This window comes from Paraburkholderia sp. (genome assembly GCF_028283785.1).
Classification (GTDB): Bacteria; Pseudomonadota; Gammaproteobacteria; order Burkholderiales; family Burkholderiaceae; genus Paraburkholderia.
The window spans coordinates 23,890-36,006 of the sequence record NZ_JAPWKB010000017.1 but is presented as its reverse complement, the minus strand read 5'-3'; the positions used below and the strand labels follow the sequence as shown (position 1 = coordinate 36,006).

The following is a 12,117-nucleotide window of genomic DNA, read 5'->3' as shown; positions in this document are numbered from 1 at the left end:
AAAGCAGAGCGTTCCTTCGTTCTACGGTCATTCAGTTTGAGGTGTCATTCGTATGAGGTTATCGTTTGTTCAGAAGTTGTGGTTACCGCTCGTGTTGAGTCTGGTGTGCCTCGTCGGCATGTCCACTTACAACGCGTTTCAGGCTCGGCAGGCGCAATTCGACGCCCGCCGGCATAACCTCACCAATGCGATGGAACTCGCGCTCAGCGCGATCAACACGCTCGCGGCCGAAGCGAACGCAGGCCGGATGTCGGTCGATGAGGCAAAGAAGCAGGCACTCGCGACGATCCGCAACATGCGCTACGGCAGCGAAGGCTATTTCGCGGTGATCAATTCGTCGTCGGTGGTGGTGATGCATCCCACGCGAGCCGAGATGAACGGCAAGGATCTGAGCGGCTATCAGGATCCGAACGGCGTCTACGTGTTTCGCGAGTCGGCCGCGATCGTCAAGCGCGACGGCAAAGGCTTTACCGAATACGCTTTCCCAAAGCCCGGCACCAATGTCGCCGCACCGAAGATTTCGTATAACGCCGGCTATCAACCGTGGGATTGGGTACTCACCACGGGCGCCTACGTCGACGATATCGACGCGCAATTTCATGTCGCGCTGTTCAAGAACCTGGGCGTGCTCGCGGTACTCGGCGCGGCGTTGTCGTTCGTCGTGATGTCGCTCAATCGCGGCATCATGCGTTCCCTTGGCGGCGAACCGGCTTACGCGGCGGAAATTGCCAATCGCATCGCCAACAACGACTTGAGCGCGCTCGTGCAAACCGCGTCGAACGACCGGTCGAGTCTTCTGTATTCGATGAAACGCATGCAGACGCAACTGACGGATACGCTGGGTGCGATTCGCGTGTCCGCGGATTCGATCGCAACGGCCGCGCAGCAGATCGCGGCGGGCAATCAGGACCTGTCGCAACGCACCGAAGAGCAGGCTGCGTCGTTGCAGGAAACCGCTGCGAGCATGGAAGAACTGACATCCACCGTGACGCAGAATGCGGAGAATTCGCGGCAGGCGAATCAGCTCGCGGCGCAAGCGGTGCAAGTGGCCGAGCAGGGTGGCGCTGTCGTCGCGAATGTCGTCGAGACGATGAACGGTATCAATACGAGCTCGGGCAAGATGGCCGAGATTGTCGGCATCATCGAGAGCATCGCGTTCCAGACCAATATTCTCGCACTCAACGCAGCCGTCGAAGCGGCGCGCGCGGGCGAAGCCGGGCGCGGTTTCGCGGTGGTCGCATCGGAAGTGCGTGGGCTTGCGCAACGTTCGTCGAGTGCGTCGAAGGACATCAAGGAACTGATCGGCGAATCGGTTCAGCGCGTCGAAGCGGGCACGGATCACGTGCAGGAAGCGGGCGCATCGATGGAGAAAATCCGTCATGAAATCCGTCGCGTGACGGACATCATGAACGAAGTCGCAGCGGCATCCGTCGAGCAAAGCAAGGGCATCACGCAGGTCAATCAGGCCGTCACGCAAATGGACGAAGTCACCCAGCAAAATGCGGCACTGGTCGAGCAAGCCGCCGCTGCGGCGAGTTCGCTGGAGACGCAGGCGGCCGAGTTGAAGCGCTCGATCGGCGTGTTCCGTCTCGCTGCCTGAGCGTCAGTCAAGGCAGTCATTGCAGTCTTCGCCACCGTAGTTTCCGTTCTCCCTATGCCGGGGAATGCCTGTTGACGTCGTCGACGCGGTAACATCCGCGTCACGATGAAAACGAGGCATGCAATGAACAGAACGGAGGCGCAGTGATCAGACTGCTGCATACAGCCGACTGGCAGATCGGCACGCAATTCGGGCAGTTCGAGCCTGACGAAGCCGCGCATCTGGCCGAGGCGCGCTTTGAAACAGTGCGCCGGATCGCCGCCGAAGCCGCGTCGCGCGGCGTCGATGCGGTACTGGTCGCGGGCGATGTGTTCGACCAGCAAACCGCTTCGGATACGGTGATCCGGCGGCTGTTCGGCGCGCTCGCGGGTTATTCGGGTCCGTGGATCTTGCTGCCCGGCAATCACGATGCCGCGCTGGTCGAAAGTGTATGGACTCGCGCGCAGCGTCTGAACTGCATTCCCGCCAACGTGCGTGTGGTGCTGACACCGGGCGTGATTGCACTCGACGAGGCGCGCTGCGCGTTTCTGTGCGCGCCGCTGACCCAACGCATTACCTACGACGACACCACGTCCTTTTTCGACGCATTGCCGACGCCTACCGGTTATTTTCGCGTGGGCCTCGCGCATGGCAGCGTCACCGGCATCCTCCAGGAAGGCATCGATTCCACCAATCCGATCGACCCGAATCGTGCGGCCAGCGCGCGCCTCGACTATCTCGCGCTCGGCGACTGGCATGGCCGCTTCCAGGTCGACGATCGCATCTGGTATTCGGGCACGCATGAGCAGGATCGCTTTCGTGCGAACGATCCGGGCTTCGCGCTCGACGTGACGATTGCGGAACCCGGCGCCGTGCCTGTCGTCGAGGCGCTGCGGGTCGGCAAATATCGCTGGCATCGCTGGGAGCAGGGAGTCGATGTTCCGAGCGATGTCGCGACGCTGAAGGCGCGGCTCGAAACCCTGAACGCCGACGATGTACTCAAGCTCGACGTAAGCGGCGTAGCGGCGCTCGCCGACGCCGAAGCGGTGCATGTCGCCGTCGATGAAGCGCGGGCCCGCACGCGCGCGCTACGGGCCGACCTGACCGCTTTGCAGGTCATGCCGACCGACGACGACCTCGCGGCGCTCGGTGCGCAAAGCGGTTATCTCGGCAAGGTGGTCGCGCGCTTGCGCGATCTTCAGGTGAACAGCGCGGACGCCGGACAGACGGCGCTTGCCGCCGAAGCATTGCTGTTGCTCGCACGCATTCAGCGCGAAGCGAGGTCCGCATGAGATTGAACCGAATCGCGATTCGCGAGTTCAAGCAGTTCGCCGATCCGCTCGTGATCGATGGGCTGGAGCCTGGGCTCAATCTGTTCACCGGTCCGAACGAAGCGGGTAAAAGCACGATTGCCGAAGCCGTGCGCACGGTGTTTCTGGAGCGCTACAAGGCATCGCATCTGAAGGATCTGTTGCCGTGGGGCAAATCGGGCGGTCAGCCTGCCGTCGAAGTTTCGTTCACGCTCGACGGCGTCGAATGCACGTTGGCCAAACAGTTCGTCAGCCGTCAGCGATGCGACTTGCGTATCGGCGCGAAGGCGTTTAGCGAAGACGAAGCCGAGGAGCAACTGGCGGCCTTGCTCGGTTTTTCGCGCGCGACACGCGGCGCGGTCAAGGCGGAACATGCAGGCGTGCCCGGCTTACTGTGGGTTCAGCAGGGCGAGACTCAGGAGATCCGCGATTCGAGCGGACACGCGGCGCAGTATCTACGCGATGCGCTGGCTCAATTGTCCGGCAGCCGCGAGTCCGCCGGTGAAGATGCGTTGATTGCGAGCGTGCAGCGCGAATTGCGCAAGCTGTTGACCGAGCGCACGCAAAAATCGACCGGCGCGCTCGCCGATGCCGAGCATGCGTTGGCCGCATCCCAGCATGAATGCGCTGAACTTGCGCGTCAACGTCAGCAGTTCGACGAGAACATCGCGCGGCTTGCATCCCAACAGGACGCATTCGACGACGCGCAGAAAAAGCGCCCGTGGGACGCGCACGAGCAGAAGGCCGTCGATGCGCAAAAGCGCGCCGACGCCGCCGCCGAACTGGAGCGCAGCTTGCAGGGGCTGGCGCAAGCCGTGCAGGTCAGCGAAGCGGAACTCGCGGTGTCGATGCAGCATGAGCAGCGCGCGGTAGAACTGGAGCAGACGGTTGCGCGCGAGCGTTTGCAACTCGACACATCGAATGCGGATGCGGCCGCCGCGCAAGACGCGCACACGCAGGCCGTCGCGCGCGTCGCGCAGCACGAACAGACGCACGCGGACACGAATCGCGCGCTCGAACTCGCGAACGCGGCCGTCACGGAGAAAGACCTCACGCATCAGATTGCGTTGTACCGCGACGAAATCGAACGGCTCGATGCTGCGATAGCCGCTGCCGAAGCGGCGCAAGCGGCCGTGCTGGAAGCCACGCAAGCCGCTGCCGCACTGGAGATCGACGCGGACACGCTGGACCGGTTGCGCAAGCTCGATGCGCGGCTCGTGCCGTTACGCGCGCGTCGCGATGCGGCAATGACGCGCATCGAATACCGGTTGACGGGCGCGATGACGGTCAATGGCGAAACCGTCGGCGGCGACGGCGTGTTGCGTATCGTCGATGCAACGACGATCGGTTTGCCGGGGCTCGGCGAGTTGCGGGTGATGCCGGGTGAATCCGATCTGTCGGCGGTGCTGGACGAACTGGGCGCGCTGGAATCGCAGCATGCGCAGTGTCTGCGCACGCTCGGCGTCGCATCGCTCGCGGACGCGACGCAGCGTCACGAGCAATGGAAAGCCGCGGTCGCGCATCAGCAGAGTCAGACCAGGATTCTGGCAGCGCATGCGCCGAAGGGCATCGAATCCATGCGCGCAGCGCATGCAGCGACGCTGGCGCGGTTGCAGACCGCCGACAGCCGTGTCGCGGCATTGCCGGATGTATCGGATGCGCCTGAACCGGACGTCGCGCGTCGCAGCGCCGACGCTGCCCGTGAAGCGCTCGATACCGCAAGACATGCGCTCGCGCAGACAGCGGAAAAACGCTCGACGGTGCTCGCTACCGCTGCGTCGCTTGCCGCGCAATTGCAGCGCAACGAGCAGTCGTTGCAAGACGTCGCGTTCCGTCAGCAACGCGCGCAGTGGCAGGCAAAACTGGTCGAGCAACGCGCGCACGTTGCGGCATTGAATGCGCAACTGGCGAGCCGCACGCTCGAACTCGATGCCGCGCGCATCGACGATCCGGTAGCGGAAGCGAAGCGCTATCGCGATTCGGCGCAACTGGCGCATAGCGAGCAGCATCAACGGCAACTGCGCATCGCGGAACTCCGGAGTCAACTGGAAACGGTGGGCGCATCGGGGCTTGGCGAACGTCTCGCGCAGGCGCAGGCGGCCGCTGAGCAGGCACAGCGGCGGCACGACGAACTGTCGCTGCGCGCAGGTGCGTTGCGTCTGCTCGACGAGGTGCTGGTGGCCGAACGCGACGCCGCGGTCGCGCAATTGCAGGCACCGTTGACCGAGCGTCTGGGCCACTATCTGAAGCGCATCTTTCCGCAATCGGCGATGACCGTCGGTGACGATCTGAGTCCGGCGACGCTGCATCGCGCGGGCAGAATCGATACGCTCGAAGCGCTCAGTTACGGCACGCGCGAGCAGCTCGGCATTCTGACGCGGCTGGCTTACGCCGACCTGCTGAAGGAGGCGGGGCGTCCGACCTTGCTGATGCTCGACGATGCGGCCGTGCATACCGACGCAGCACGACGCGATGCCATCAAGCGGGCGCTGCTCGACGCGGCGGGCCGGCATCAGATCCTGCTGTTCACCTGTCATCCCGAGCTATGGGACGATCTCGGCGTCAGGCAACGTGCCATCGACGATTTGCGGATCGGAGCCTGAAACAAGGGCGTATCTGCGAAAACAGTGCGGCCATGCCGCGATGCGATTTACGTCAGATACGCCCTGACCATCTCGATCAGATACGACGTGCCGTACAGTATCGCGCCGATCAACCCGCCGACGATCGTGCCGTTGATCCGGATGTACTGAAGGTCTTTGCCGATATTCAGTTCGATCTGCCGCGACATCTCGCGCGGATCCCATTTCTTCACCGTATCGCTGATGTGATGCGTGAGGAATGCCGCAAAGTCGGGCGCCATTGCGGCGGCCGCTTCTTCCAGATGGTCGTTTAACGACTGACGCAATTGCGGGTTGCGCGCCAGTTCATCGCCGACCCATTTTCCCATCGAGGCCACCTTCGCGCGGGTCGCGGAGTCGCTACGGTTCAGGTCGTCCTTGAGCCAGTTGCGCAACTGGTTCCATAAATCGCGGATATACAGATTCAGCGCTTCGCTATCGCGCAGACGCTGTTTGATTTCATCGCCCTTTGCGACAAAGGCCGGATCGTGTTTCAGCTTGTCGATCAGCCGCTGCACGATGTCGTCGAAATTCTTGCGCACCTGATGGTCGGGATCGTCGCCGATCTGCGTCAACACCCGGTTGACGGCGTTGGCCGCCATTTCCGCGCCATGTTCGCCGAGCCATGTGGTCGGCAACAGTTTCTCTTTCTTCGGATGATCGCTTTTCAGCCAGTCGACGATGCGCGCGGCGATAAAACTGCGGGTTTCCGGCTCTTGCAACAGCTTGACGCCTTGCGCGATTGCCTTGTCGAGTAGTTCCTGATGACGGCCGTCTTTCGTCAACGTATCGAGAATCGCGGCGGTGGATTGCGACAGGTCGATCTTGTCTAGCATGGTATGCAGCGCGTCGCGAATAAAGCGCTGGATGCGCACATCGTCGGTCAGATCGAGGATGCCGCTCAGCATGCGCACCACGTAGCCGCCGAGCGCGTCCGCGCTTGCGGGCGACGTGAGCCAGCGGGTCAGCGTCAGCGCGGGGTCGTGCTTCTTGATCAGGCCGACGATCGACGACGGATCGAGAAATTTGTCGCGCACGAAGATCGCGAGGTTGTCGGCGATTCGATCCTTGTTGCGCGGGATGATCTGGGTATGACGCGAGATCACGGGAATCGGCACGCGCCGGAACAGCGCCACCACGGCGAACCAGTCGGCGAGTGCGCCGACCATCGCCGCTTCGGAAACGGCCTTGATTCCGTCGATCCAGACGCCGCGTGGCAGGCACGCGGTCGTCACGAACACGGCGGCTGCGATCGCCAGCAGCAGCAACGCTCGACTCTTGCTGGTCCTTAAGTCTCGTTCCTTGTCCATCGACATCGGTTATCGGGCTCGCTCAGGTGGGTCACGCGGATTGGACGACGGTTTCGATCGTGTTCTGGCTAGTATAGAAGCAAGCTTCGTGCACCATCGCCGATCCAGCGACGCGGTTTGCGCTAAGGTATGCCTCGCTGATGAACCACGCATGAATCACGCATCACACACCACGCACGATGAAAAAAACGGATTCAACCTCGCGACGCAAGGTCGCGCTCGCGATTTTCCCCGAAGTCCAGGCGCTGGATGTCGCCGGCCCGCTCGATGTGCTGGCCGAGGCGAACACGTTTGTCGCGCCGGGCGACGGCTACGACATCGAAATGGTCAGCGTGGACAGCGGCGCGATCCGCGCATCGAACGGCACGCTGATGCTTGCGCATGCAACCTGTGACGCAGCCGACGGCTACTACGATACCGCGCTGGTCGCGGGCGGCCCGGGCATGCCGGACGACGCACCCGATCCGCGACTCGGCGCATGGCTGGTCTCGGTCTCGACACGATGCCGCCGGTTGGGCTCGATCTGCACCGGTGCATTCGCGCTCGGCCATGCCGGTTTGCTCGACGGGCGCGCCGCGACCACGCTGTGGTGTCACACCGACAAGCTGGCGCGCGCTTTTCCGCTGGCCCGCGTCGAACCGGACCGGATCTGGGTGCGCGACGGCCAGCTCGTGACTTCCGCAGGGGTCACGGCCGGGATCGATCTTGCGCTGGCGCTCGTCGCTGAAGACCACGGTCCACGCGTTTCACTGGCGGTCGCGAAACGTCTGGTCGTCTATGCGCAACGGCGCGGTGGCCAGTCGCAGTTCAGTCCGTATCTCGGCGCACTGGTCGCGGACGATTCGCCGGTTGCCCGGGTTCAATCGTTCGTGCTTGCGCATCTGAATGAAACCCTGTCGATTCAGCAACTTGCGCAGGTCGCGAAGATGAGCGAGCGCAGTTTCGCCCGCGTGTTCGTCGAGACGACGGATATCACGCCGCGTGAATTCGTCGAGCGGGCGCGAGTCGATGCGGCGCGCAACGCACTCGAAAGCAGCGACCGTCCGTTGAAAGTGATCGCCTATAACTGCGGTTTCGGTACGGCCGAGCGGATGCGCACAGTCTTCAAAAAGCGTCTCGGTGTTTCGCCGAACGACTATCGGGCGAGTTTTGGTATCGCTTGATGCGTTTTTTGCATGCATGCGCGCCACGCATGCAAACCGCGTCATCGATTCATTTAATGAAAAAATGCTCGCGCGGCGAGCAGATGCACACTTTTCATACGCGCTTTTTTACGGAGTAGTAGAGTGGCTTAACCGTGGCTGAATGCCGACGGCCAGACGTTAGGAGCACGTGATGAATGACGATGACCGCGCTGTTCCAACCGCTAGCGAAGGCATCGAATTTCAGGTGCAGCGCGAAGCGCGTGAAGTCGCGAGCAAGGCAGTTCGCGCGGCAGGTGTGCCGCTTGGGCAATGGACACGCTGGCTCGTCATCGCGACGGGTGTGTGGGCCGTTTGCGAGTTGCCGGTCGAATTGTGGGTCAGTCAGACACCGCTGGATGCAGGCGCCTCCGTGATCGCGAAGCTGGTGTGGATCAGTCTCGTGACGGGTGTGATGCTGCACAGCCGGATTGCGCGGGTGGCCTATGTGTTTCTATGCGGCCTCAGCGTAATGGCGGTCGCATTCGACCTGCCTGCCGAATACCGTCTGTTCCGGCTGGGTTTTTACTGCTCGGCCGTCGAGTGCCTGCTAAAGGGCGCCGCCTTCGTTTCATTCGTCTCGTCCTATATGTTTCCGGACGATCTGGATCGCGGCGACCGCTATAGCGCGCAATAGCGCGTTCTGTCACGCCACACGCGGCGCGCCGTATTCCATTCAGACGGCCGTGCGTATCAATGCGAATGCGCCGGATTGCGGCATGCACCGACCTCGACCGTCGAATCGTTCCACGCCGAGCCCAGAATGATGCTGCAAAAATTCAGGCGCTTATAGCCCGGATCTTTCAGTGCGAGCACGTCGGCCTTCACATTGCCGAACGTCGTTTCGGGCTTGTGAATCGTGCCTTTCGCAAACGCATCGATAATGCCTTCCTTGAAGTTTTGCCCACGCGGATGCGCGGCGACGACCAGTTTGCGTTGCTCGTCGCTGAACTCGTCGTATGCGAGTCCGAGTACATCCATCTCGACGCCTGCCGTCACCAGTGCGACCACCGGCTTCTTGAACTTCGGAATGCCCGGCGTGGTATGCAATGCGATGGAGTCCCACACCTGCTCGATTTCGGCGTCGCCGATTCCATAACCGTTAAGGAAGTTGCGGGCGGCGTTCGCGCCGTCTACTTCGAAACGCTCGGTGGCACTGCTGTATTTTTCCATCAGTCCCATGTCATGGAACATCGCGCCGATGTACAGCAACTCCGCATCGTATTTGAGTTGCTGGCGCTCGCCGGTCAATGCGCCGAACAGAAACACGCGGGTCGAGTGATGAAACAGCAGATCGGTTTCGGTGTCGCGGACAAGTTGCGTTGCTTCACGCGCCATCTTGCTATCTGGGATTTTGATGCCGGCAATGACTGTGCTCATTTCGCTGCTCCATGTGTGTGTGACAGTGGAACGAGTGTACGAAACGGCATGCCGCAGCGCAAAACGAACCGCCCTGCGATTACTGCCAAGCGGGCGGGATTTTCTGCCAGCTTCGTGCAGTGGAGCATATACGGCGCGTTGTAAGCTGGTTAATATGTGGCACTCGCGCGTTACCCACTTGTTCTTTTCGCTCACTCAAATGGATCGAATGTTCATGGCACGTCGCAGCGCCCTTAGCCGGATCATCGAGACCCGGCGGAATCTGCTCGACGGTTGGGGCGTCACCACCACACGCGCGGAAGCGGAAGCTCGCGCGCTTCAGCTTTGGCATCTGGTTCACGATGTGCGCGTTGGCCGCGTCGATGATTTTCAGTTGCCTGGCGAACGGCCTGTTCATATTTTTGTCACGACGCGCTAAGGGTAAAACCTTAGATCGCGCCGCAATTCATTGGGTTTCCTTTAGCACGCCACGCTATTGCGGCACGTTGATCACGCCGCCTGAAACCGTGATCGTGTCGGTGCCGGGTGTGGCGGAAATAGACGGCAGGTTCGCCGTCGTCAATGCCGGCGCCGAGCCCGCCGTGCCGCCACGCGGTGTCGTGTGAATCACCTGCGAAGGCGGCAATGCCGCGCCGTTCTTCAGATACGCCCACATCAGGTTCAGCGCCTGAAGGTTGTAGTAGTGGACCGGCACGAAGCGGTTGTCGAAACCCGCCACGCCGAGGAACGCGTCGAAGTGCTGACCGTTCGTCACTTCGTAAAACACCAGCTTGCTCTTGTTGCCCTCGGCCACCTGGTTCTGCGCAACATAGGGCCGCGACGCGTGATTGATCGGCACGAGCGCATCCGAGCGTCCCTGCACGATGATCGCCGGTTTGCCGTGCAGGTTCGCGCTGACACGGATCGCATCGACGCTCGACGTCATCCGTGAATCGCCGTTGCTCCACAGCGCGCGCAAGCATGCGGCGCCCGCATAGCTGCCGTCCGCGGTGGCCAGCCGATGATCCGCCGCGCCGGACGTCCCGGTGTTGTAGATCAGGTTGACGCCGTTGGTCGGCGGCACGCCGTTGCCGTTGCCGAACACCGTCAGCATCGGCGATACGGCGGGCGTCGCGCCCGCTGCGCCGGCAAGGGTCGTCGTGCCGAAACTGAAGTTGCAGAGGTTGTCGGTGACGCTCGACATCGTGTACGCATTCGCATAGGTCACGGCGACCGCAGGCACGGCCTGGGTGTCCCACATCGGCGCTTGCAGATAGTCCGAATCGACCAGGTAGCCGTTCTGATGCAGCAACGCGAGCGCATTGTTTGCCTGCGTGGTCGTGTCGGAACCGGTGATCACGCCGTCGGCGGCGAGCGACGCGCAACGCGCGGTACGGATCGCCGTGGTCGTCGCGACCGGCAACGCGGTGACATACGGCGCGCCAGCGGCGGCGGGCGCGAGCGCCGCGCACGGCTGCAACAGGTTCGCGAGCGTCATGTAATCGGCAAGCGGTTTGCCGAATGCGCTGACGGGCACGCCGCCTTGCAACACGCCGACCGGCGCGCTCAACTTCAGGTTGATCTGCGGCTCGCCGACCACCACGGCGGTGATCCAGTTGCCGGTGTCCTGCTCGGCCGCCGCCAGCGCTGCGCCGCCACCATTGCTGACCGACGCGGCGATGGTCGTGATGCTGCCCGACGGGTAGCGCACTTTGCGGGTCGAGCCGTCGAGCGTGCCGTACGAATCGTTCAGTGCCCAGTACGCAAACTGCACCGCCTGCAACGTATTCGTGCCCCAGTCCTTTTCCGGATTCTGTTGCGAGTGCGCGTGCTTGAAGCCGTAGCGATTCGGGAAACTGGCGTTGTACGCGGGGAGCGTCGTGCTGCCGGGCGCTGCGACAAAGAGGCTCGAATTTCCCGCGATGCCCGCGATCTGCAATGTGCCGTCGATCAGCGTGACCAGGTTGGTCGCGAGTTCATGCGCGCCGTTGCCCGAGCCTTTGTCCGTATACGCGACCGCGCAGCCGCGTTTCAAGCCCCATTCGCCCGCCGCCGAGATCGCGCCGTAGACGCCCCGCGAACCGGACGACGTCGCGGTCACGATGCACGGTTGATCGGGGTTGAAGCTGGTGGGGATCTGCACCAGCAGGCTGACGTTCTGTTTGCCGCCGCCGTTGTCGGCGAAAGCCAGATATTCCTTGCCGGCGATCTTGCCTTCGCCGAGCGTGTCGTTGCCGCTCAGATCCACATTCGGCCCCCAGAAGCGGCCGTATCCGCCGTTCGCCGTCATATCGACGAGCGCGCGATAGTTCGACCAGATCGCGAGGCGACGCAGTTCGGCGGCGGTCGGTTGCGCGGCATTCGCGATGGCGGGCGCGGTCGCCGACGCGAGTCCGGTCTTGCCGAGTCCGGCCGTCAAAAGGTCGTCGGAACTGCCGTCGTAACTCTGGGTTTTTACCGCGCTGGAGACAAAGCTGGGCAGGGTATTGTTTTGCGAGCTATTGCCGTCATCGTCGTGACCGCTGTGGCAGGCGCCTAGCGCCAGCACCGCCAATGCTGAAAGGGCGGCACACGCCATCCCGGCCGCCGTGTGTGGGCGTGATGTCATCGTCTTTCTCCACCATGTCGTTATAGGAACCGGACCGGACGATCCGGCAGACATCCTCGATCGGCGGGCTGACGTGGGAGAGACACAGAGGACGACGGCCCGCTGTAAGTTTAGGAGCAGTTCGCCGTAAGCGGGAGCGCGAAAGGGGC

At 62.5% G+C, this 12,117-nt stretch carries 9 protein-coding genes; 6 read left to right on the top strand and 3 right to left on the bottom strand.

Translation table 11 applies throughout. From position 1 onward, the window contains the following. Positions 1-52 precede the first annotated feature (52 nt). The 3 genes from PW947_RS18935 to PW947_RS18925 all read left to right on the top strand — a co-directional run bounded on the left by PW947_RS18935 (position 53) and on the right by PW947_RS18925 (position 5,492). A complete protein-coding gene (locus tag PW947_RS18935) occupies positions 53-1,600 on the top strand; it encodes a methyl-accepting chemotaxis protein (RefSeq protein WP_299633895.1) in 1,548 nt (515 codons plus the stop codon). A 143-nt stretch (positions 1,601-1,743) separates the two neighbouring features. Then, positions 1,744-2,871, top strand: a complete 1,128-nt coding sequence (locus tag PW947_RS18930) for a DNA repair exonuclease (protein WP_299633894.1) — start codon at positions 1,744-1,746, stop codon at positions 2,869-2,871. After that, on the top strand, positions 2,868-5,492 hold the full coding sequence (locus PW947_RS18925; protein WP_299633893.1) for an AAA family ATPase: 2,625 nt from the start codon (positions 2,868-2,870) through the stop codon (positions 5,490-5,492). The genes PW947_RS18930 and PW947_RS18925 overlap by 4 nt, the downstream gene beginning before the upstream one ends. A 47-nt stretch (positions 5,493-5,539) precedes the next feature. Here PW947_RS18925 and PW947_RS18920 read toward each other — a convergent pair whose 3' ends face one another. Continuing rightward, positions 5,540-6,820, bottom strand: a complete 1,281-nt coding sequence (locus PW947_RS18920) for a DUF445 domain-containing protein (protein WP_299633892.1) — start codon at positions 6,818-6,820, stop codon at positions 5,540-5,542. A 179-nt stretch (positions 6,821-6,999) separates the two neighbouring features. Between PW947_RS18920 and PW947_RS18915 the strand changes: the two genes are divergently transcribed. Beyond that, complete coding sequence (locus PW947_RS18915; RefSeq protein WP_299633891.1) at positions 7,000-7,983, top strand: GlxA family transcriptional regulator; 984 nt, start codon at positions 7,000-7,002, stop codon at positions 7,981-7,983. 172 nt (positions 7,984-8,155) lie between these two features. Next, on the top strand, positions 8,156-8,638 hold the full coding sequence (locus PW947_RS18910) for a hypothetical protein (RefSeq protein ID WP_299633890.1): 483 nt from the start codon (positions 8,156-8,158) through the stop codon (positions 8,636-8,638). A gap of 56 nt (positions 8,639-8,694) precedes the next feature. Here PW947_RS18910 and PW947_RS18905 read toward each other — a convergent pair whose 3' ends face one another. Next, entirely contained in the window at positions 8,695-9,381 is a 687-nt protein-coding gene (locus PW947_RS18905; RefSeq protein WP_299633889.1) for an HD domain-containing protein, read from the bottom strand. A 178-nt stretch (positions 9,382-9,559) separates the two neighbouring features. Here PW947_RS18905 and PW947_RS18900 point away from each other — a divergent pair, with 178 nt between their 5' ends. Further along, entirely contained in the window at positions 9,560-9,799 is a 240-nt protein-coding gene (locus tag PW947_RS18900; RefSeq protein ID WP_299633888.1) for a hypothetical protein, read from the top strand. 54 nt (positions 9,800-9,853) lie between these two features. Here the strand turns inward: PW947_RS18900 and PW947_RS18895 are convergent, their stop codons facing one another. Continuing rightward, positions 9,854-11,968: a 3-hydroxybutyrate oligomer hydrolase family protein gene (locus PW947_RS18895; RefSeq protein WP_299633887.1), complete on the bottom strand. Its 2,115-nt coding sequence runs from the start codon at positions 11,966-11,968 to the stop codon at positions 9,854-9,856. Between the last annotated feature and the right edge of the window lie 149 nt (positions 11,969-12,117).

Excerpts from the sequence above, each read along its gene's own strand:
- PW947_RS18920 (WP_299633892.1), bottom strand. The coding sequence starts at position 6,820 with ATGGACAAGGAACGAGACTTAAGGACCAGCAAGAGTCGAGCGTTGCTG.
- PW947_RS18925 (WP_299633893.1), top strand. The coding sequence starts at position 2,868 with ATGAGATTGAACCGAATCGCGATTCGCGAGTTCAAGCAGTTCGCCGAT.
- PW947_RS18935 (WP_299633895.1), top strand. The coding sequence starts at position 53 with ATGAGGTTATCGTTTGTTCAGAAGTTGTGGTTACCGCTCGTGTTGAGT.
- PW947_RS18915 (WP_299633891.1), top strand. The coding sequence starts at position 7,000 with ATGAAAAAAACGGATTCAACCTCGCGACGCAAGGTCGCGCTCGCGATT.
- PW947_RS18895 (WP_299633887.1), bottom strand. The coding sequence starts at position 11,968 with ATGACATCACGCCCACACACGGCGGCCGGGATGGCGTGTGCCGCCCTT.
- PW947_RS18910 (WP_299633890.1), top strand. The coding sequence starts at position 8,156 with ATGAATGACGATGACCGCGCTGTTCCAACCGCTAGCGAAGGCATCGAA.
- PW947_RS18905 (WP_299633889.1), bottom strand. The coding sequence starts at position 9,381 with ATGAGCACAGTCATTGCCGGCATCAAAATCCCAGATAGCAAGATGGCG.